The 20,935-nt window shown below is 67.2% G+C and carries 14 protein-coding genes; 8 read left to right on the forward strand and 6 right to left on the reverse strand.

The annotated features are described in order from the left end of the window. Window positions 1-6 precede the first annotated feature (6 nt). Window positions 7-2,586, forward strand: coding sequence for a [protein-PII] uridylyltransferase (locus tag QM685_RS16790; RefSeq protein WP_415117493.1), 2,580 nt, complete (start codon window positions 7-9; stop codon window positions 2,584-2,586). Window positions 2,587-2,604: 18 nt separating this feature from the next. Here QM685_RS16790 and QM685_RS16795 read toward each other — a convergent pair whose 3' ends face one another. Next, window positions 2,605-3,843, reverse strand: a complete 1,239-nt coding sequence (locus tag QM685_RS16795; RefSeq protein ID WP_415117494.1) for a hypothetical protein — start codon at window positions 3,841-3,843, stop codon at window positions 2,605-2,607. Between the two features lie 96 nt (window positions 3,844-3,939). Between QM685_RS16795 and QM685_RS16800 the strand changes: the two genes are divergently transcribed. After that, window positions 3,940-4,692, forward strand: coding sequence for a pseudouridine synthase (locus tag QM685_RS16800; RefSeq protein WP_415117495.1), 753 nt, complete (start codon window positions 3,940-3,942; stop codon window positions 4,690-4,692). A gap of 69 nt (window positions 4,693-4,761) precedes the next feature. Here QM685_RS16800 and def read toward each other — a convergent pair whose 3' ends face one another. From def to QM685_RS16825, 5 genes are all read right to left on the reverse strand, one after another. Continuing rightward, window positions 4,762-5,295, reverse strand: a complete 534-nt coding sequence (def, locus tag QM685_RS16805) for a peptide deformylase (protein WP_415117496.1) — start codon at window positions 5,293-5,295, stop codon at window positions 4,762-4,764. Beyond that, window positions 5,292-7,361, reverse strand: coding sequence for an NAD-dependent DNA ligase LigA (gene ligA, locus QM685_RS16810; protein ID WP_415117497.1), 2,070 nt, complete (start codon window positions 7,359-7,361; stop codon window positions 5,292-5,294). The genes def and ligA overlap by 4 nt, the downstream gene beginning before the upstream one ends. Window positions 7,362-7,628: 267 nt before the next feature. Beyond that, window positions 7,629-8,930, reverse strand: a complete 1,302-nt coding sequence (locus QM685_RS16815) for a cell division protein ZipA C-terminal FtsZ-binding domain-containing protein (RefSeq protein ID WP_415117498.1) — start codon at window positions 8,928-8,930, stop codon at window positions 7,629-7,631. A 113-nt stretch (window positions 8,931-9,043) separates the two neighbouring features. Further along, entirely contained in the window at window positions 9,044-12,562 is a 3,519-nt protein-coding gene (smc, locus tag QM685_RS16820) for a chromosome segregation protein SMC (RefSeq protein WP_415117499.1), read from the reverse strand. Window positions 12,563-12,747: 185 nt separating this feature from the next. Next, complete coding sequence (locus QM685_RS16825) at window positions 12,748-13,773, reverse strand: DMT family transporter (protein WP_415117500.1); 1,026 nt, start codon at window positions 13,771-13,773, stop codon at window positions 12,748-12,750. A 600-nt stretch (window positions 13,774-14,373) separates the two neighbouring features. On the opposite strand from QM685_RS16825, the gene dapC reads away from it, so the two are divergent. The 6 genes from dapC to cls all read left to right on the forward strand — a co-directional run bounded on the left by dapC (window position 14,374) and on the right by cls (window position 20,884). Next, complete coding sequence (gene dapC, locus QM685_RS16830; RefSeq protein ID WP_415117514.1) at window positions 14,374-15,603, forward strand: succinyldiaminopimelate transaminase; 1,230 nt, start codon at window positions 14,374-14,376, stop codon at window positions 15,601-15,603. A 65-nt stretch (window positions 15,604-15,668) separates the two neighbouring features. Further along, the gene (dapD, locus tag QM685_RS16835; protein ID WP_415117501.1) at window positions 15,669-16,496 is read left to right on the forward strand and encodes a 2,3,4,5-tetrahydropyridine-2,6-dicarboxylate N-succinyltransferase; all 828 of its coding nucleotides are present in this window, start codon (window positions 15,669-15,671) and stop codon (window positions 16,494-16,496) included. After that, window positions 16,496-16,861 carry an ArsC family reductase gene (locus QM685_RS16840; protein ID WP_415117502.1) on the forward strand — a complete coding sequence of 122 codons (366 nt, stop codon included), beginning with the start codon at window positions 16,496-16,498 and terminating at the stop codon, window positions 16,859-16,861. Before dapD ends, QM685_RS16840 begins: the two co-directional genes overlap by 1 nt. A gap of 179 nt (window positions 16,862-17,040) precedes the next feature. Continuing rightward, window positions 17,041-18,180 carry a succinyl-diaminopimelate desuccinylase gene (dapE, locus tag QM685_RS16845; protein ID WP_415117503.1) on the forward strand — a complete coding sequence of 380 codons (1,140 nt, stop codon included), beginning with the start codon at window positions 17,041-17,043 and terminating at the stop codon, window positions 18,178-18,180. Between the two features lie 16 nt (window positions 18,181-18,196). After that, a complete protein-coding gene (gene prmB / locus QM685_RS16850) occupies window positions 18,197-19,081 on the forward strand; it encodes a 50S ribosomal protein L3 N(5)-glutamine methyltransferase (RefSeq protein ID WP_415117504.1) in 885 nt (294 codons plus the stop codon). 324 nt (window positions 19,082-19,405) lie between these two features. Then, window positions 19,406-20,884 (forward strand): cardiolipin synthase, encoded by a 1,479-nt coding sequence (gene cls / locus QM685_RS16855; RefSeq protein ID WP_415117505.1) that lies wholly within the window; start codon window positions 19,406-19,408, stop codon window positions 20,882-20,884. Window positions 20,885-20,935: the final 51 nt, after the last annotated feature.

A 20,935-nucleotide genomic window follows, 5' to 3' on the forward strand; every position in this document is an offset into this window, starting at 1 on the left:
CTGCCAATGAGTAGCGTTCCAGCCGTCGCCCCATCCCTTGCCACGTCGCTCAAGGCGGACTACAAAGTGGCCAAAACCCAGTTGCTGGAACGCTTCCGAACGGCCACCAACGTCGACGCATTGATGGGCGCGCTCGCGCGCGCCACCGACAACTCGCTGCGCGCCGCCTGGGACACCTGCGAGCTGCCCGGCGAACTCGCGCTCGTCGCGGTCGGCGGCTACGGGCGCGGCGAACTCGCGCCCCACTCCGACGTCGACATTCTGGTGCTGCTGCCCGATGCGCCGTGCGCGCATCTCGAAGCGCGCGTCGAGCGCTTCATCAGCCTTGCGTGGGATCTCGGGCTGGAGCTCGGCAGCAGCGTGCGCAGCGTGTCGCAATGCATCGAGGAAGCGGCCAACGACGTCACGGTGCGCACGTCGCTCCTCGAGGCGCGGCGCATCACCGGCAGCGCGGCCCTGTTCGACGATTTCGCGCGACGCTATCGCGCCGCACTCGATCCGAAGGCGTTCTTCCAGGCGAAGGTGCTCGAAATGCGCCAGCGCCACGCGAAGTTTCAGGACACGCCGTACGCGCTCGAACCGAACGTCAAGGAAAGCCCGGGCGGCCTGCGCGATCTGCAACTGATCCTGTGGATCACGCAGGCGGCCGGCTTCGGCAGCAGTTGGCGCGAGCTCGAGGCGCGCGGTCTCATCACCGAGCGCGAGGCAAGCGAGTTGCGCCGCAACGAGGGCTTCCTGAAGTCGCTGCGCGCGCGGCTGCACGTGATCGCGGGGCGCCGCCAGGACATTCTGGTGTTCGACCTGCAGACACCGGTCGCCGAAAGCTTCGGCTACAAGCCGACCGCGACGAAGCGCGCGAGCGAACAGTTGATGCGCCGCTACTACTGGGCCGCGAAAGCCGTCACGCAGCTCGCGACGATCCTGATCCAGAACATCGAGGCGCAGCTTTTCCCGAGCACGAGCGGCATCACGCGCGTGCTGTCGGACCGTTTCGTCGAAAAGCAGGGCATGCTCGAAATCGCCTCCGACGACCTGTTCCTGCGCGAGCCGAACGCGATCCTCGAAGCCTTCCTGCTGTATGAGCGCACGCCCGGCGTGAAGGGCCTGTCGGCGCGCACGTTGCGCGCGATCTACAACGCGCGCGACGTGATGGACCGGCACTGGCGGCGCGACCCGGAAAACCGGCGCCTGTTCATGGAGATCCTGAAGCAGCCAGCCGGCATCACGCATGCGTTCCGGCTGATGAACCAGACGAGCGTGCTCGGGCGTTACCTGCTGAACTTCCGGCGCATCGTCGGCCAGATGCAGCACGACCTGTATCACGTCTACACGGTCGATCAGCACATCCTGATGGTGCTGCGCAATCTGCGCCGCTTCGCGGTGGCCGAGCACGCGCACGAATATCCGTTCTGCAGCCAGTTGATGGTCAGCTTCGACCGTCAATGGGTGCTGTTCGTCGCGGCGCTGTTCCATGACATCGCGAAGGGCCGCGGCGGCGATCACTCGACGCTCGGCATGGCCGACGCACGGCGCTTCTGCCGCCAGCACGGCATCGACGGCGAGGACGGCGATCTGATCGTGTGGCTCGTGCAGCAGCATCTGACGATGAGCCAGGTCGCGCAGAAGCAGGACACGAGCGACCCCGAAGTGATCAAGCGCTTTGCCGAACTGGTCGGCACCGAGCGCCGCCTGACCGCGCTTTATCTGCTGACCGTGGCCGATATCCGCGGCACCAGTCCGAAGGTCTGGAACACGTGGAAAGGCAAGCTGCTCGAAGATCTGTACCGCACCACGCTCGCCGTGCTCGGCGGCGCGCGGCCCGATGCGCATTCGGAGCTGAAGTCGCGCCAGGAGGAAGCGCTTGCGCTGCTGCGGCTGGAGACCGTGCCGGAAGGCGCGCAACGGGCGTTGTGGGACAAGCTCGACGTCGGTTATTTCCTGCGCCATGATGCGGCCGATATCGCGTGGCAAACGCGCGTGCTCTACCGTCACGTCGAAACGCCGACGCCGCTCGTGCGCGCCCGCCCTTCGCCGATCGGCGAGGCGTTGCAGGTGCTCGTCTACGTGAAGGACCAGCCCGATCTGTTCGCCGGCATCTGTGCGTACTTCGACCGCAACGGGCTGTCGGTGCTCGATGCGCGCGTGAGCACGACCCGCCACGGCTACGCGCTCGACAACTTCCTTGTCGCGCACACCGAACAGGACGTGCATTACCGCGACATCGCCAATCTGGTCGAACAGGAGCTGACCGCGCGTCTCGCCGGCCACGGCACGCTGCTGCCGGGACCGTCGAAAGGCCGACTGTCGCGCCTGTCGCGCACCTTCCCCATCACGCCGCGCGTCGACCTGCGGGCCGACGAGCGCGGCCAATACTACATCCTGTCCGTGTCGGCGAACGACCGGCCGGGCCTTCTTTATTCGATCGCGCGCGTGCTGGCCGAGCACCGGGTCGGCGTCGCGTCGGCGCGGATCAATACGCTCGGCGAACGCGTCGAGGACGTGTTTCTGCTCGAAGGACACAGCCTGTCGGACAACCGCCTGCAAATACAGGTCGAAACCGAATTGCTGCGCGCGATCGCAGTGTGAGATTTCATGCGAATCAAATTAACAGCCAAGCATCCGCGGCCGGCATCGTCCGAGCGCGCCCCTGTTCGCCCCGGCAGTGCGTCGGCGCGTAAGCCGACCCGTCCGGCACGGCCCCAGCCGCCGCTGGCGGAGTCTGGCGCGCCGCGTGAACGCGCGGCGGCGGATGGCGCGGCGAAGCGGTCCGCGGGCGGTAAGCCGGCGGGCAGCGGTGCGCGGGCGACGCGTGCCGAGGGGCCGTCGTTTGCGCGTGAGCGAAGCACGAATGCCACAGGCGCGCCGCGGCGGCCGGCAGGTGCCGGGGAGCGCGGCGAACGCGTTTCGCGCCGCACCGACGGTGAGCGTGGTTCGTCGCGTGAGGGAGTTGGACGCGCGCCGCGCAGGTTCGAAGGTAGCGGCGAACGCGGCGAGCGTGCCGAACGCGCACCGCGTCGCTTCGAAGGCGCGGGTGAACGCAGCGAGCGCGCGCCGCGCCGCGAAACCGGTGAGCGTGCCGAACGCGCGCCGCGTCGCTTCGAAGGCGCGGGTGAACGCAGCGATCGCGCGCCACGCCGCGAAGCCGGCGAGCGTGCCGAACGCGCACCGCGTCGTTTCGAAGGCACGAGTGAACGCGGCGAGCGCGCGCCACGCCGCGAAACCGGTGAGCGTGCCGAACGCGCGCCGCGTCGCTTCGAAGGCACAGGCGAACGCAACGAACGCGCAACGCGCCGGTTCGAGGGCAGTGCGGATCGCGGTGATCGCGCACCGCGCGGTTTCGGTGACCGCCCGCCTCGCCGCGACGATGGCGAACGCCGCCCGTTCAGCGGTCCGCGCGCGGGCGCGGGCCGTCCGTCGGAAGGCGGCATGCGTGGCGATCGTCCGGTACGCGGGGAGCGCAATGCCGCCGATCGTCCGCGCTTCGGCAGCGATCGCGGTGCGCCGCAGGAGCGCCGCGGCGCCGAACGCCGCGCGCGCGACGGCGATAGCGCCCCGCGCCGCTTCGAAGGCGAGCGTGGCGAACGCGCCTTCGCGAAACCCGTAAAAGGCAGCTACAGCGAACGTTCGGACCGCGCGGAGCGTCCAGCGCGCGCACCGCGTCGTGACGAACGCGACGACCGCAACGCGCGCGGCAACTGGACACCCGACAAACGCGAACCCGGCGAGCGCCCGGCGCGCCGTGGCGAAGCTGCCGGCCGCCCTGCCCGGGGCTTCGACAAACCGCTGCCGGCCGCCGCGCGCCGCGCTCGCGACGAGCGCCCCGCCCGCGCCGGCAAACCACATGCGGCGGCATCGGCAGCCCCGCGCCGCGACGCGGAAATTGACGCACCGCACGACACCCCGCGCGCGCCGCGCCGCGATCGGGAAGACGCGCCCGGCATGCTGCGCCTGTCGAAGCTGATGTCCAAACTCGGCCTGTGCTCGCGCCGCGAGGCCGACGAATGGATCGAGAAAGGCTGGGTCATGGTCGACGGCGAGCGCGTCGATACGCTCGGCACCAAGGTCTTCCCGGACCAGCGCATCGACATCGATCCCGCCGCCGAAGCCGCGCAGTCGAGCCGGGTGACGGTGCTGATCCACAAACCGGTCGGTCTCGTATCGGGTCAAGCCGAGGACGGCTATCAGCCGGCCATCACGCTCGTCACGCCGGAGAACCGCTGGGAAGGCGATCGCTCGGGCATCCCGTTCGCGGTCTCGCATCTGCGCCAGCTTGCGCCGGCCGGGCGTCTCGACATCGATTCGACGGGCCTGCTCGTGCTGACCCAGGACGGCCGCATCGCGAAACAGTTGATCGGCGGTCATTCGGACGTCGACAAGGAATATCTGGTGCGCGTCGCGTATGGCGAGCACACCGTCGACGTCGAAAGCCACTTCCCGGCCGAAAGCCTCGCGCTGCTGCGCCACGGCCTGTCGCTCGACGACGTGCCGCTCAAACCCGCCGAAGTAAGCTGGCAGAACGGCGAGCAGTTGCGCTTCGTGCTGCGCGAAGGCAAGAAGCGCCAGATTCGCCGGATGTGCGAACTGGTCGGCCTCGAAGTGGTCGGCCTGAAGCGGGTGCGCATGGGCCGCGTGGTGCTCGGCGCGCTGCCGCCGGGCCAATGGCGTTATCTGTCGGAAGACGAAGCGTTCTGATGCCGGCCGCACCCGCTCGTTGCGGGCAGGTGCGGCATCCGGCCAATAAAAAACCGCACGCTTACCGCGTCAATCGTCGCTATTCGGATCGAGGTCCGGAAACAGCACCTCGGTAAAGCCGAACTTCGAGAAATCGTTGATCCGCATCGGATACAGCTTGCCGATCAGGTGATCGCACTCGTGCTGCACGACCCGCGCGTGAAAGCCCTCGGCGACGCGGTCGATCGGATTGCCGAACTGATCGAAGCCGTGGTACCGGATCATCGAAAAACGGCTCACCGCGCCGCGCAGCCCCGGCACCGACAGACAGCCCTCCCAGCTCTCTTCCATGTCTTGCGAAACCGGCGTGACGGTCGGGTTGATCAGCACGGTTTCCGGCACCGGCGGCGCATCCGGATAGCGCTCGTTCTTGCCGAAGCCGAAGATCACCACCTGCAGATTGATGCCGATCTGCGGCGCGGCGAGGCCCGCGCCGTTCGCGTCGTGCATGGTCTCGAACATGTCCTTCACGAGCTCATGCAGCTCGGGGGTATCGAAGTGATCGACCGGCTCGGCGATACGCAGCAGGCGCGGATCGCCCATCTTGAGAATGTCGTGAATCATGAGTGCCCCTCCAGGAGCTTGCGCATACCCTCTTCGTCGAGTACCGGGATGCCGAGTTCCTCGGCTTTCGCGAGCTTGCTGCCGGCGTCGGCGCCCGCCACCACGTAACTGGTTTTCTTCGAGACCGACCCCGCCACCTTCGCGCCGGCCGCTTCGAGCATTTCCTTCGCTTCCTCGCGCGACAGCTTCGGCAGTGTGCCGGTCAGCACGACCGTCTGGCCGGCCAGCACGCCCTGCGGCGCCTTCGGCGCGGGCGGCCCCTCCGGCCACGTAACCTTGCCCGGCGCGCGCAGTTGCTCGATCACCGTGAGATTGTGCTCCTCGGCGAAGAACTGGTGGATCGATTCGGCGACCACCGGCCCCACGTCGTTGACTTCGAGCAATTCCTCGATCGACGCGTCCATGATCGGATCCAGCGAGCCGAAGTGCTTGGCGAGATCTTTCGCGGTCGATTCGCCGACGTGGCGGATGCCGAGCGAGTAGATGAAGCGCGCGAGCGTCGTGTGCTTGGCCTTTTCGAGCGAATCGAGCAGGTTCTGTGCCGATTTCTCGGCGAAGCGGTCGAGTTCCGCGAGCGTCGCGAAGCCGAGGTTGAACAGGTCGGCCGGCGTGCGCACGAGATTCTGCTCGACCAGTTGGTCGATGATCTTCTCGCCAAGGCCGTCGATATCGAGCGCGCGCCGCTGCGCGAAGTGCCACAGCGCCTGCTTGCGCTGCGCCGGGCAGAACAGCCCGCCCGTGCAGCGCGCGATCGCCTCGTCGGGCAGCCGCTCGATGCTCGATCCGCACACCGGGCACTGCGTCGGCATCACGAACTCGCGCGCGTCGGCCGGACGGCGGTCGAGCAGCGCGCTGACCACCTCGGGAATCACGTCGCCGGCGCGCCGCACGACCACGGTGTCGCCGATGCGGATGTCCTTGCGGCGCACTTCGTCTTCGTTGTGCAGCGTTGCATTGGTGACCGTCGCGCCGCCGACGAACACCGGTTCGAGCCGCGCGACCGGTGTGATCGCGCCGGTGCGTCCGACCTGCACGTCGATCGCGATGAGCTTCGTCAACGCTTCCTGCGCGGGGAATTTATGCGCGAGTGCAAAACGCGGCGCGCGCGACACGAAGCCGAGCGCCTCCTGCTCGTCGCGCCGGTTGACCTTGTAGACCACGCCGTCGATGTCATACGGCAGCTTCTCGCGCTTCTCGCCGACCGCATGGAAAAAACCGAGCAGGCCTTCGGCGCCGTGCACGACCGCGCGCTCGCCGTTGACCGGCAAGCCCATTTCCTTATACCAGTCGAGCAGTTCGCTATGCGTGGCCGGCATCTCGATGCCTTCGAGCACGCCGATCCCATAGGCGAAAAACGACAGCGGCCGCTGCGCGGTGATCTTCGAATCGAGCTGGCGCAGACTGCCCGCCGCCGCGTTGCGCGGGTTCGCGAATTCGCGCTGCTCCGCGGCGCGCTGGCGTTCGTTCAGGCGTTCGAAATCGCGCTTGAACATCAGCACCTCGCCGCGCACGTCGAGCACGTGCGGCACGCGCTTGCCCTTGAGCTTCAGTGGAATCGAACGGATCGTGCGGACGTTCCCGGTGACGTTTTCACCGGTCGTACCGTCGCCGCGCGTGGACGCCTGCACGAACACGCCGTCGACGTAGCGCAGCGAGATCGCGAGGCCGTCGAACTTCAGCTCCGTTGCATATTCGACCGGCACCGGCGGCTCGCTCGCGTTCTTGCCGAGCGCATCGCCGACGCGCTTGTCGAACGCGACGATGTCTTCATCGGCAAAACCGTTGTTCAGCGACAGCATCGGCTGGTCGTGCACGACCGGCTCGAAGCCGCTCGCGGCCTCGCCGCCGACACGCTGGGTCGGCGAATCCGGCACGATCAGGTCCGGATGCTCGGCTTCGATGTGCTCCAGTTCCTTGAACAGCTTGTCGTACTCGGCGTCCGGCAGGTCCGGCTGGTCGAGCACGTAATACGCGTAGTTCGCGCGTTCGAGTTCCGCGCGCAGCCATGCGGCCCGCTGTGCCGGAGCGCTGGTTTCGGAAGAAGAGACGGAGGAGGTTCGGGCCATGCTGTCGGAAGCTTCTCAAGGTGGAATTCAGACATGGGATTATCGCAGGAAGCGTGCCCCTTTACATCGGCCGAATGGGTAGTCCGGGGCTATTGTGGGCCGCTTGCGCGGCTTGTTCGCCAGCCGACTTGCCACTGGAAAAAACGGCTGGGCAATACCGGGCCGCAATGCAGCGAATCGACGGAGGCAACCCATCGACGCGCCGCCGGAAACGACAACGGCCGCACATCGTGCGGCCGTTACCGGAACACCAACGACGCTAAAAGCTCATTGGCTGAACAATCGCCGCGTAGCCGGCGAACCCGCCGGAATCCCCGCCTGCTCGAGCTTCGCATACAGCGTCATCAACTGCTTTTCGATTGCGAGCAGCGCGCTTTCCGGCAGCGGCCGGCGGCCATCGTCGACCACGCGGCCGCCGATGCGCTCCGCGAGCGACTTCGCGTAATCGCACATCAGCCGGAACGGCAGAATGTCTTCGTCGGCAACCGGCACGTCGAGCACCAGCGTGATCATCTCGCCGCCCTTGTACGTGAGGTCGTCGCGCAGGAAGTTGGTGTCGCCGAACTGCAGCATGAACACCGGGCTTTGCCGCGAGTCGAGCTTGACGAAACGCGTGCCGTCGCGCGACAGCAGCAGGCCGTCCTGCGACGCGACCGCCTGCACGTAATTCGCGGACCACGGTGCGCCGTCGGACAGCACGTTGATCGACAGTTGCGCGTCGCACTGCGCGGCGAAACCGTCGAGCTCGCGCGCCATCGCGACCGTTTCCAGCATGTCGGGAAATTCCGGCGCCGCGTCGAGCGCATCGGCGAATTGCTGCACGCCGGTCACGAACTCGGAGAACTCGAGCTCGTTCAACGCGCCGCTGCGATTGGCCAGTTGCGCGGCCGCGCGCAGTTCCTCGTAGCGCGTGCCGTTCTGCAGCAGCTCCCACGCGCCGCCGCCCTCGGGCTTGCCCTCGATATACACCGGCTTGCTGCCCGCGCGGCGCAGACGCTGCGCGAGCGGAATCACCTTGTCGCCGGCCACCGCGCCGTTCAGGCGGATCGGCACGATGCAGTCGATACGGCGATCGACGATCGCCGGCGGTGCCGACGAAATCGTCGTGGCCGCGGGCAGAATCGGCTCGACGCGCTCCTGCCCGGCGGGTGCCGGCCTGGCGGCGACCCGCCCGGCATCGGCAGCCGGCGCCGCGGCAGGCTCGCTGTCGGCTTCAGCGGCGGCATCGGCTGCCGGATAGCCGTTCGGCGTCGTCATTTCGGCCTGGATATCGGCTGGCGTATCGAGCGGCGCGGCACCCACGCCGAACGTCGGCTCGACGCGCGCGGCGGTCGGATCCGCGCCGGCGTCCGCGCCCGCGGCGGGCTCGCGCCGCGTGGCGGGCCGAGCCGGCTCGATGAACGGGCTCTGCTCCTCATGCTCGTCCCGCGCAAAGCTCTCGGCGGTCTCGGCCGGCATCGGCCGCGGCATCTTGCGGCGCACCTTCGCGCCCTGCCAGGCGTTGTACACGACCACGCCCCCGACCACCACGGCACCCGCGCCGATCAAACCGAGTGTCAACTCGTCCATGCATGCTCCATCAGCAATTCTTCTATCCGCGCGGCCCTGCGTCCGGTTCACCTGTCGGGCGGTCCTCATCAGAAGCCGCCGCGCCGAACGCGCACGTCCGCGAAGGCTTTAACTCAAACGATATTCTGGGCGAAACCGGCCGCCGTTTCCATGTCGACCGCGACGATCCGCGACACGCCCTGCTCCTGCATCGTCACGCCGATCAACTGCTGCGCCATTTCCATTGCGATCTTGTTGTGCGAGATGAACAGGAACTGGGTTTTGTCCGACATCGCGCGCACCAGATTCGCGAAACGGTCGGTGTTGGCGTCGTCGAGCGGCGCGTCCACTTCGTCGAGCAGACAGAACGGCGCCGGATTCAACTGGAACATCGCGAACACCAGCGCGGTCGCGGTCAGCGCCTTTTCGCCACCCGACAGCAGGTGAATCGTCGAATTCTTCTTGCCCGGCGGCTGCGCCATCACCTGCACGCCGGCATCGAGGATTTCGTCGCCGGTCATGATCAGCTTCGCCTGGCCGCCACCAAAGAGACGCGGGAACAGCTCGCCGAAATGACGGTTCACTTCGTCGAAGGTGCTTTGCAGCAGCGTGCGCGTTTCCGCGTCGATCTTGCGAATCGCGTCTTCGAGCGTTTCGATCGCGCTCGTCAGGTCGGCCGATTGCGCGTCGAGGAAAGTCTTGCGCTCCGTCGCCGCCTTCAGTTCGTCGAGCGCGGCCATGTTGACCGGCCCGAGCGCGACGATCGCGTTGTTGATACGCGTGACCTCGCCCTGCAGGTACGACGGCTTCATGTCCGGCGTGAGCTTGGCCTGCAATTCGGCCTCGTCGACGCCCGCGGCCTCGAGCTGCTCGACGAACTGCTCGCCGCTCAGGCGCGCGGCCTGCTCCTTCAGTTGCAATTCGTTGATGCGCTCGCGCAGCGGTTGCAGCGCGCGCTCGGCGGTGAGGCGCGTTTCGTCGGCCGCGCGCAGCTTCGCGGTGAGGTCGTCGAGTTCGACGCGCGCGGCGCGCAGCGTCTCTTCCTTCACCGCGCGGATATCGAGCGCGTCCTGCAGGCCCGTGTGCGCGGTCTGCTCATTGATCGTTTCGAGCTCGGCGCGTGCGTCCTCGAGCGATCCCGCGACGCGTTCGCTCTGTTCGTGCGCGACCTGGATGCTGCGCTTCAGCTCGTCGATGCGGTTTGCCATGTTGCGCGCGGCGAAGCGCGCGTCGGTCGCGGCACGGTCGAAGTCGCGCGCTTCGCCGCGCGCGGTGGTGAGTTGTTCGTCGAGCGCTTCGAACGCCAGTTGATGATCTTCGAAGCGCGCCTGCAACTCGGCGAGCTCGCCGTCGTGGCGCTCGAAGTTCGCCTCCGATTCGGCGCGCAACGCACGCTGCTCGTCGATCTGCGCGGCAATTTCCTCGAGTTCCTCGCGAATCTGCGTGCTGCGCTGCGTGTAGCGCTCGTGCGCCTGGGTGAGCTTGAGCACGTCCATCTGCAATGCGTGCACGCGCTGTGTCGCGCGTTCGGCCTGCTGACGCACGTCGGCGAGCGCCTGCGCGGCCTGCGTATGCGCGGCCTCGGCGCGGATCGCGGCAGCCTTCGCCTCGTCGGCGAGCAGCGCCTGCGCGCGCACCTGGCGGCCGAGGTTTTCGATTTCCTGCTGACGCGCCAGCATGCCGGCCTGTTCGGAATCGGCCGCGTACAACTGCACGCCGACACGCGTGACCACATGGCCGGCCTTGACGACGAACGCGCCACCTTCGGGCAACTGCGAGCGCATCGCCAGCGCCTGCTGCAGATCGTCGGCGACGAACGCGAGGCCGAGCCAGTCGCTCAGCACCGCGCGAATGCCCGCGTCCTCGATGCGCACCAGTGACAGCAGCGAGCGCAGCGCGCCCGGCGCGGCCGCCGGCTGAGCGGCCGCGGGCGGCGCGTAGAACGCGAGCTTGGCGGGCGGCGCGTCTGTGGCGAACGCCTTGACCCAGTCGAGATTCGAGACTTCCAGCGCGGCAAGACGCTCGCGCAGCACGGCTTCGAGCGCGGTTTCCCAGCCGGCCTCGACGTGCAGCTTCTTCCACAGACGCGGCAGGCTGCCCAGTTCGTGCTTGTCGAGCCACGGCTGGATCTTGCCCTCGGTCTGCACGTTTTCCTGCAGTTGCTTCAACGCGGCGAGACGCGCGTCGAGCTGATGAATCTGCGCGCTTTCGGCCTGCACGCGCTCCTGCGCGGCACGGCGCCCGGCGTCCAGCCGCGGCAGCGTTTCCTGTGCGTCGGCGAGGCGCGCCTGCGCGTCGCGCAGGATTTCCTCGTGCTCGGCCAGTTGCATGCGCAACTCTTCGAGCTGCGCTTCGTCGGGCGCGTCGAGCCCGCCCTCTTCCGATTTGAGCCGTTCCTGACGCTGCTGCAACTGCTGCAACTGCTGATCGGCATTGCGCTGATGCGCGGCTTCGAGCTTGAGCGCCTGCTCGGTCTGCGCGATACCGCCGCGCTCGCTGTTCAGTTCCGCCTGCGCGTCGCGCCAGCGCGCTTCGAGCGCGGGCAACGCGTCGTGCTTCGCGGCGGCGTCCTGTTCGGCGAGCACGGCCTTTTCTTCGGCGACGGCCAGTTGCTCTTCGGCGTCGGCGATATCGTCCCGCGCCTTGTCGGCCTGCGACTGCCACTGCTCGCGCTGCGCGGTGAGCGCGGCGATCTGCGCCTGCACCCGGTTGCGCGATTCGACGATGAAGCGGATTTCCGCCTCGAGCCGGCTCACTTCCGCATTCGCCTCGTACAAGGCCCCCTGCGCGCCCTGCATCGCGTCGCTCGCCGAGTAATGCGCGACCCGCAGCGTTTCGAGTTCCGCCTCGACTTCGCGCAGCTTCGCGGTTTGCGCCTCGAGGTCGATCTGCGCCTGCTCGATCGCGCGCTGCTGGCGTTGCTGTTCGCCCGCGGCCTCGTTCTTGCGCAGCAGCCACAGCAGACGCTGCTTTTCCTCGCCGTCGCTTTGCAGTTCGCGATAGCGCGTGGCGACGACCGCCTGTCCCTCGAGCTTTTCGAGGTTCGTGCCCAGCTCGCGGACGATGTCCTCGACGCGCGTCAGGTTCTCGCGCGTGTCGTGCAGACGATTCTCGGTCTCGCGGCGGCGCTCCTTGTACTTCGACACGCCGGCGGCTTCCTCGAGAAACACGCGCAGCTCTTCCGGCTTCGCCTCGATCAGGCGCGCGATCATGCCCTGCCCGATGATCGCGTACGCGCGCGGGCCGAGGCCGGTGCCGAGAAAGATGTCCTGGATGTCGCGGCGGCGCGCCGGCAGATTGTTGATGTAGTAGCTGGACGTGCCATCGCGCGTGAGCACGCGCTTGACGGCGATCTCCGCATACTGGCCCCACTGGCCGGCGGCGCGGCCATCGGCGTTGTCGAACACGAGTTCGACGCTCGCGCGGCTGCCGGGCTTGCGTGCCGTCGAGCCGTTGAAGATCACGTCCTGCATCGACTCGCCGCGCAACTCGGAGGCGCGCGATTCGCCGAGCACCCAGCGCACGGCATCGATGATGTTGGATTTGCCGCACCCGTTCGGTCCGACGACGCCGACCAGTTGGCCCGGGACCTGGAAATGCGTGGGATCGACGAAGGATTTGAAGCCAGCGAGTTTGATCGAGGTCAGACGCACGGCGATTTCGCTGTTTGAAAAGAGAGAAGGATAGGTGGCTCGCGAGGTGGCGCCAGCCGTTCACCGCCGTGGCGGGACGGCCCCACGCAACCTCGCGAGCCTTCGCAATTCGGGCGCCGGCCGCGCGCGCTCAGGCACAGACTCACGCACACGCAACCGCGCACGCGCCGGCTAATGAGGGGGAATCATACCATCGCGCGTGGGCGATTCTTACCGCGCTTACGGTGAGCGCCGCCAGCGTCGTCGCGATGGTGTCCGTCGTCGCCGCCGTCGCGCTCGCCGGGCTCATCCGTACCGCCGATCGCCGGGTCGGGCGGCGCCGTCTTCGTGCGATGCACCCAGCTCGATAACGCCGACGCGAGCACGATGCACGCGCCGCCGGCCCATTCGCGCGGACCCGGCATCTCGCCCGCGAACAGCCACGCGGAGAGCGCCGTCACGACGAGTTCGAACAGCATGATGATCGACGCGCGATTGGCCGGCACGCGCGCGAGCCCGTACTGCACGAGCATGTTGTTCGACGCGAGCAGCAGACCGAGGCCGAGCACGAGCAAGGCCGCGGTACCGAGATGCGCGCCGGCGGGCGGTGCCGGCATCGGCTCGAACAGCGCCGCGAGCGCGCCAAACAGCGCCGCGCCGCCGAAGATCGTCGCGGTGCGCATTTCGGGCTTCATGTCCGGCAGCACCCGGCTCGTCTTCAGGATCAGCACGTTGCTCATCGCGAAGCCCATGCCGCCGGCGAGGCCCGCCCATTCGGCGGGATTGCCGGGCATCGGAATGCCGAGCCGCGGCGACCACAGCATCGTCACCGCGCCCGCGAGCGACAGCGCGGCGAGCCCCGCGCCCGACCACGTGAGCCGCTCGTGCAGGATGAAGTGCGCGAACAGCGCGGTCCATGCGGGCGTCAGATAGAACAGCAGCAACACGCGCATCACCTGGCCGTGGATCGCGCCCCACACGAAGCCGAGATTGGTGATGCCCGCGGCGAGCGCGAGCGCCGGCAGCAGCCAGTGCCAGCGCACGGTCTTCAGCGCGCGGCGCCGCACCAGCAGCACGAACAGGCATCCGGTGCCGCTGGTGAGCGCGCTCGCGGCCGTGCCGGTCACGCCGAGCGCGGCCAGCATGCGCAGCGGATACCAGACCATCCCCCACACCGACGCGCCCAGCATGATCGCGAGCGTCGGCCAGCCGTTGCGAAGCCAACTGCTCATTGGAAGAGGCTCCGGGAGGTGGGGGGCGTGGCTTGTCCGGCCGCGCTACTCGTTACGGTCAGGGCCTTGCGCGGCGCTTCGAGGGGTGCGCGGGTGGCGGCTTTGCCGGCTACGTTGCCGGATGCGCTACTGGATGCCTGAGTTGCCGCCTGGATCGGGATTGCGTTCATCGTGCTCGCGCGCCTCGCATGGGCGCCGGCGGACCCGGCGCGCTCGCGCCGGTTTCGTCCGGGTGTCTCCGGAACTGCTGCGTACATTGCTGCTCCTGCCTGTCTCTTTACGCGAACCGTGCGCGGTTCGCTTCGTTCCCGCTGCGGCGCATGCCGATACGCCACCTGGCGGGGGGCGCCGCTTGCGCGCGACGCCATCTGTCCTGTTGTTCTCTCCGACCTTCCGGACTTCTGTCTCCCTGTTCCCAGCCGCCTCCGCATTGGCCGGCGCGCGCCGGACATGCCACGCTATAATCGTCCGTTCGCCGCCGCCGCTGCCGGCCGGCCCGTCGCCCGCATGGGACGCAGTCCCAACGCAGCCCGCCCGCCGGCGCGCGTGCCCGGTTTTTCCGCATCCGTTCACGTCCCTCCCGATCAGGCCATTTCGTCCGTGAATCCGCTACTCGACTCCCTTCAGCCCTACCCGTTCGAAAAGCTGCGCGTGCTTTTCAAGGACGTTACGCCGCCGGCCGGCCTCGCGCACATCAGCTTCGGCATCGGCGAACCGAAACATCCGACCCCACCGCTGATCCGCGACGCCGTCGTCAATTCGCTCGGCGGCCTCGCCGCGTATCCGGCCACGCTCGGCTCGGCGCCGCTGCGCGAGTCGATCGCGAAGTGGGTCGCGCAGCGCTACCACCTGCCGCCGCTCGATCCGCTCACCCAGGTGCTGCCGGTGGCGGGCTCGCGCGAGGCGCTGTTCGCGCTCGCGCAGACGGTACTGAATCCGCGCCGCGATACCGATGGCAATGCTGACAACGAGCCTGCGATCGTACTCTGTCCGAACCCGTTCTACCAAATCTACGAAGGCGCGGCGCTGCTCGGCGGCGCACAGCCGTACTTCGTCAACAGCGACCCGGCGCGCAATTTCGCGTGCGACTACTCGGCGGTGCCCGCCGACGTGTGGGCCCGCACGCAGCTGCTGTACGTCTGCTCGCCCGGCAACCCGACCGGCGCGGTGCTCACGCTCGACGACTGGCGCGAACTGTTCGCGCTGTCGGATCGCTACGGCTTCGTGATCGCGTCGGACGAGTGCTACTCGGAAATCTATTTCGACGAATCGAAGCCGCCGCTCGGCGGCCTCGAAGCGGCGCACAAGCTCGGGCGCGGCTTCGAGCGGCTCGTGATGCTGTCGAGCCTGTCGAAGCGCTCGAACGTGCCGGGCATGCGCTCGGGCTTCGTCGCCGGCGACGCGGCGATCCTCAAGGCGTTCCTGCTGTATCGCACCTACCACGGCACCGCGCTCTCGACCGTATTCCAGAGCGCGAGCGTCGTCGCGTGGAGCGACGAGACGCACGTGCGCGAAAACCGCGCGAAGTACCTGCGGAAGTTCACGACCGTCACGCCGATGCTCGCCGACGTGCTCGACGTGCGTCTGCCGGACGCCGCGTTCTATCTGTGGGCCAACGTCGAGCGCACCGGCCTCACGGACACCGAGTTCGCCCAGCGCCTCTACGCCGACTATAATGTGACGGTTCTGCCGGGCTCGTTCCTCGCGCGCACCGCGCACGGCGTGAACCCCGGCCGCAATTTCGTGCGCCTCGCGCTCGTCGCCGACGTCGACGAATGCACGCAAGGCGCGCAGCGGATCGTCGAATTTTGCCGATCGCTGGGGCGCTAAGCCGCCGGACCGCCTGAGCACCGCATCCCCTTCTTCAGACTTCAACCCTTCAGAAAATCACGCATATGTCGCAACAACTTCAGAGCATCATCGATACCGCCTGGGACAACCGCGCCGAGCTGTCGCCGAAGGCCGCGCCGGCCGAAGTGCGCGAGGCCGTCGCCCACGCGATCGAGCAACTCGATCGCGGCGCGCTGCGCGTCGCCGAAAAGAAGAACGGCGACTGGGTCGTCAACCAGTGGCTGAAGAAGGCCGTGCTGCTGTCGTTCCGCCTGGAAGACAACGCGCCGATGCCGGCCGGCGGCTACAGCCAGTTCTACGACAAGGTGCCGTCGAAATTCGCCAGCTACACTGCTGAAGACTTCGCCGCCGGCGGCTTTCGCGTGGTGCCGCCCGCGATCGCGCGCCGCGGTTCGTTCATCGCGAAGAACGTCGTGCTGATGCCGTCGTACACCAACATCGGCGCCTACGTCGACGAGGGCACGATGGTCGACACGTGGGCCACCGTCGGCTCGTGCGCGCAGATCGGCAAGAACGTTCACCTGTCGGGCGGCGTGGGCATCGGCGGCGTGCTGGAGCCGCTGCAGGCCAACCCGGTCATCATCGAGGACAACTGCTTCATCGGCGCGCGCTCGGAAGTCGTGGAAGGCGTGATCGTCGAGGAAAATTCGGTGATCTCGATGGGCGTGTACCTCGGCCAGAGCACGAAGATCTACGACCGCGAAACCGGCGAAGTCACGTACGGCCGCATTCCGGCGGGCTCGGTGGTGGTCGCGGGCAACCTGCCGTCGAAGGACGGCACGCATAGCCTCTACTGCGCGGTGATCGTCAAGAAGGTCGACGCGAAGACGCGCGCGAAGGTCGGTCTGAACGAGCTGCTGCGAGGCGACTGATGGCGCGCGGCACCAAAACCGTCGTCTACGGCATTCCGAACTGCGACACCGTGAAGAAAGCGCGCGTGTGGCTCGAAGAGCACGGCGTCGAGTTCGAGTTTCACGACTTCAAGAAGGCCGGTGTGACCGAACCGCTCGTGCAGGACTGGCTCAAGGACGTGAAGCTCGACGCGCTGCTGAACCGTCGCGGCACCACATGGCGCGGTCTGTCCGACGACATGAAGGCGGCCGCCGAAACGCAGCCGGGCGCGATCGCGCTGATGATCCACAAGCCGTCGGTGATCAAGCGTCCGGTGCTCGTCGTGAACGGGCGCGTGAAGTCGCTCGGTTTTTCCGCGGATGAGTACGCGACGCTGTTTGCGTAATTTTTTCGCGTAACGTGAAGCGGGTGACCGAGCGCAACACGCTTCACGACAGGTAGCGCGACACGTCGCAAAAGCAGGTAATCAACGCGGCCTCGCCGCGTGCGTCAAAGGCTGTTGCCGGCTGCGGTATTCCACCGCCAGCCGGCATTTTTTCATTTCAAAGTGGCTTGTACTGAACCATGTCCGGCACCCTCGCCCTTACCGAACAACTGATCTCGCGCGCTTCCGTCACGCCCGACGACCAGCATTGCCAGCGTCTTCTGATCGAGCGCCTGGCCGCGCTCGGCTTCGAGCACGAGACGATCGAATCCAACGGCGTGACCAATCTGTGGGCCGTGAAGCGCGGCGTCGACGGCACGCGCGGCAAGCTGCTCGCATTCGCCGGCCACACCGACGTGGTGCCGACCGGCCCGCTCGAACAGTGGCGCTCGGCGCCGTTCGAGCCGACCCGGCGCGACGGCAAACTGTACGGCCGCGGCGCGGCGGACATGAAGGCGTCGATCGCCGGCTTCGTGGTGGCCAGCGAGGAATTCGTCGCCGCGCATCCGGCGCACCGCGGCTCGATCGCGTTCCTGATCACGAGCGACGAGGAAGGCCCCGCGACCGACGGCACCGTCAAGGTCGTCGAAGCCCTGCAGGCGCGCGGCGAGCGGCTCGACTACTGCATCGTCGGCGAACCGACCTCGAACCAGCGTTTCGGCGACATGGTCAAGAACGGCCGGCGCGGCTCGATGTCGGGCAAGCTGATCGTCAAGGGCGTGCAAGGCCATATCGCCTATCCGCATCTGGCGAAGAATCCGGTGCATCTGCTCGCGCCCGCGCTCGCCGAACTGGTCGCCGAGCATTGGGACGAAGGCAACGAATATTTCCCGCCGACCACCTGGCAGGTGTCGAACATTCACAGCGGCGCCGGCGCGACCAACGTGATCCCCGGCCATGCGGACGTGATGTTCAACTTCCGCTTCTCGACCGCGAGCACCGTCGAAGGCCTGCAGAAGCGCGTGCACGCGATCCTCGACAGGCACGGCCTCGAATACGATCTGCAATGGACGGTCAGCGGTCTGCCGTTCCTGACGCCGCGCGGCGAACTGTCGAACGCGCTCGCAAAGGCGATCAAGGACGAAACCGGCGTGGACACCGAACTGTCGACCACCGGCGGCACGTCGGACGGGCGCTTCATCGCGCGCGTCTGCGACCAGGTGATCGAGTTCGGTCCGCTGAACGCGAGCATCCACAAGATCGACGAACATATCGAAGTCGCCCACATCGAACCGTTGAAAAACGTGTATCGCCGTGTGCTCGAACAACTGATCGCCTGAGCGGGGACTATTTGAGATGACGCTTCCGTTTTGCACCGTCCGCGACCTGCTGCGTTTCGCGGTGTCGCGCTTCAACGAGGCCAGGCTGTCGTTCGGCCACGGCTCGGCCAATGCGTACGATGAAGCCGCCTATCTGGTGCTGCACACGCTGCATCTGCCGCTCGATCTGCTCGAGCCGTTTCTCGACGCACGCCTCACCTCGGCAGAAATCGACGCGGTGCTCAAGGTGATCGAGCGGCGCGCCGCCCAACGCGTGCCGGCCGCGTACATCACCCAGGAAGCGTGGATGCACGGCTACCGCTTCCATGTCGACGAGCGCGTGATCGTGCCGCGTTCGTTCATCGGCGAGCTGCTGCAGGACGGCCTGCAACCGTACGTCGAAGACCCGGAACAGGTCGGCGCGGTGCTCGAGTTGTGCACCGGCTCGGGGTGTCTCGCGATTCTCGCCGCGCATGCGTTTCCGAACGCGGACATCGACGCGGTCGATCTCTCCGCGCCCGCCCTCGAAGTCGCCGCGCGCAACGTGGCGGACTATCACCTCGACGACCGCGTCGCGCTGTTCGAGGGCGATCTGTACGCACCGCTTGCCGAGCGCCGCTACGACGTGATCATCAGCAACCCGCCGTACGTGAACGCCGCGTCGATGCGGGAACTGCCCGCCGAATACAAACACGAGCCGGAGATGGCGCTCGCGGGCGGCACGGACGGCATGGACATCGTGCGCCGGATCGTCGCCGACGCGCGCAACTGGCTGACCGACGACGGCGTGCTCGTCGTCGAGATCGGCAACGAGCGCGAGCATGTGGAAGCAGCCTTCGGCGGCCTCGATCTGGTGTGGCTGCCGACGAGCGCCGGCGACGACAACGTGTTCCTGATCCAGGCGAGAGACCTGCCGGTCTGAGGCCGGCATGCTGCTTGTCTGATCGCGCGGCGTGCGCCATATCGGGATTACAGCGGGATTGCACCGACATTGGCAGTTGACGTGCTCGCCGCACGCTGTGTTGAAACGCAATGTAGAGCGCACGGTTTCAGGTGCGCTTTCAGGCGTAGTTTTTTAGCGTGGTTCTCAGGCCGGCTGGCCGGAGCGCGCCGCCACGGCGCGCCGCGTTGCCCGAAGCCCCGGCCTGAAAACCGTTGCCCGACGTGTTCGCTTCAGACCCCGGAGCGGCCCTGCGCCCGCCACCGCTTCCTGAAGCGCAACGCTTCGTCAACTGTTTGCGAGCTTATGCAATTCGACCTGCTTCACGTCGGCCCACTGGTTGCCCTTGCCCATATCCTCGGCATCATCGCGGCCGCCCACGCGATTCTCCATACCCGCACGTCGCAAGGCGCGATTGCGTGGGCGGTGTCGCTGGTCGCGATGCCTTATCTGACGCTCATTCCTTACCTGTTCCTCGGCCGCAGCAAGTTCGCCGGCTATGCCGACGCGCGCCGCGTCGAAAACGAACTGCTGCGCACGCGCGCGCATCCGCAGGTATGGGACACGCAGGCGTCGTCGGCGGGATTGCCGACGCAGCAGCTCGGCGCGCGGCTCGTGCAGTCGCTCACGCGCCTGGGCGGCATGCCGTTCCTGCCGGGCAACACCGTGCGTACGCTGGTCAACGGCACGGCGACCTTCACGGCGATCTTCGACGCGATCGAGAATGCACGCCGCTATGTGATCGTGCAGTTCTTTATCGTGCGCGACGACGACCTCGGCGAGATGCTGAAGGACCTGCTGATCGCGAAGGCGCAACAGGGCGTGCGGGTCTACTTTCTGTACGACAGCATCGGCAGCTTCGATCTGCCGCACCGCTACGTCGCGGCGCTGCGCGAGGGCGGGGTCGACGTGCATCCGTTCGCGACCAACCGGCGCTTCGTGAACCGTCTGCAACTGAACTTCCGCAATCACCGCAAGATCGTCTCCGTGGACGGCGAGCGTGCGTTTGTAGGCGGCCATAACGTCGGCGTCGAATATCTCGGCGCGAAGCCGCCGCTGTCGCCGTGGCGCGATACGCATATCGAAGTGCGCGGCCCGGCGGTCGCGAGCATCCAGTTCGTCTTCGTCGAGGACTGGTACTGGGCCACGCAGCAGTTGCCCGAATTCGACATGCCGTCCGCCCCGGCGGCCGGCGAAACCGATCCGGCTGACCAGACCGGCGAAACCAGCGCATCGCACATGCACTGCCTCGTGCTGCCGAGCGGGCCGGCCGACAAGCAGGAAACCTGTTCGCTCTTTTTCGTCGAGGCGATCAACGCGGCGCGCGAGCGCGTCTGGATCACGACGCCCTACCTGGTGCCCGACGAAGCGGTGTTCGCCGCGCTGCGGCTCGCGGTGTTGCGCGGCGTCGACGTGCGCATCCTGATTCCCTGCCGCCGCGATCACCGGGTGGTGTTCGCGGCGTCGAAGCTCTATGCGTACGACTCGCTGCGCGCGGGCATCCGCATCTTCCGCTACCAGCCGGGCTTTTTGCATCAGAAGGTCGTGCTGATCGACAGCGCCGCGGCCGCGATCGGCAGCGCCAATCTCGACAACCGCTCATTCCGGCTCAACTTCGAGATCATGGTGCTGACCGTGGACCACGGCTTCGCGCTCGAAGTCGAAACGATGCTGCTCAACGACTTCGCCGAGTCGCGCGAAATCGACCGCGGCGAGTATCGCAACGCGAGCGCCTGGCGGCGCATGCTGATGCACGTGGCGCGGCTTTTTTCGCCGATTCTCTAGCAGGTTGTTGAAAAGCGCCCCGTCATGACGACCGAAGCTATGTTCAGGAGG

This window comes from Paraburkholderia sp. (genome assembly GCF_047605525.1).
Lineage (GTDB): Bacteria > Pseudomonadota > Gammaproteobacteria > Burkholderiales > Burkholderiaceae > Paraburkholderia.

What these genes read in the sequence shown, in the direction of transcription:
- QM685_RS16800 (WP_415117495.1), top strand. Translation starts at nt 3,940, where the DNA reads ATGCTGCGCCTGTCGAAGCTGATGTCCAAACTCGGCCTGTGCTCGCGC.
- cls (WP_415117505.1), top strand. Translation starts at nt 19,406, where the DNA reads ATGCAATTCGACCTGCTTCACGTCGGCCCACTGGTTGCCCTTGCCCAT.
- QM685_RS16815 (WP_415117498.1), bottom strand. Translation starts at nt 8,930, where the DNA reads ATGGACGAGTTGACACTCGGTTTGATCGGCGCGGGTGCCGTGGTGGTC.
- dapE (WP_415117503.1), top strand. Translation starts at nt 17,041, where the DNA reads ATGTCCGGCACCCTCGCCCTTACCGAACAACTGATCTCGCGCGCTTCC.
- def (WP_415117496.1), bottom strand. Translation starts at nt 5,295, where the DNA reads ATGATTCACGACATTCTCAAGATGGGCGATCCGCGCCTGCTGCGTATC.
- ligA (WP_415117497.1), bottom strand. Translation starts at nt 7,361, where the DNA reads ATGGCCCGAACCTCCTCCGTCTCTTCTTCCGAAACCAGCGCTCCGGCA.
- QM685_RS16840 (WP_415117502.1), top strand. Translation starts at nt 16,496, where the DNA reads ATGGCGCGCGGCACCAAAACCGTCGTCTACGGCATTCCGAACTGCGAC.
- QM685_RS16790 (WP_415117493.1), top strand. Translation starts at nt 7, where the DNA reads ATGAGTAGCGTTCCAGCCGTCGCCCCATCCCTTGCCACGTCGCTCAAG.
- prmB (WP_415117504.1), top strand. Translation starts at nt 18,197, where the DNA reads ATGACGCTTCCGTTTTGCACCGTCCGCGACCTGCTGCGTTTCGCGGTG.
- QM685_RS16795 (WP_415117494.1), bottom strand. Translation starts at nt 3,843, where the DNA reads ATGTGGTTTGCCGGCGCGGGCGGGGCGCTCGTCGCGAGCGCGGCGCGC.
- QM685_RS16825 (WP_415117500.1), bottom strand. Translation starts at nt 13,773, where the DNA reads ATGAGCAGTTGGCTTCGCAACGGCTGGCCGACGCTCGCGATCATGCTG.
- dapD (WP_415117501.1), top strand. Translation starts at nt 15,669, where the DNA reads ATGTCGCAACAACTTCAGAGCATCATCGATACCGCCTGGGACAACCGC.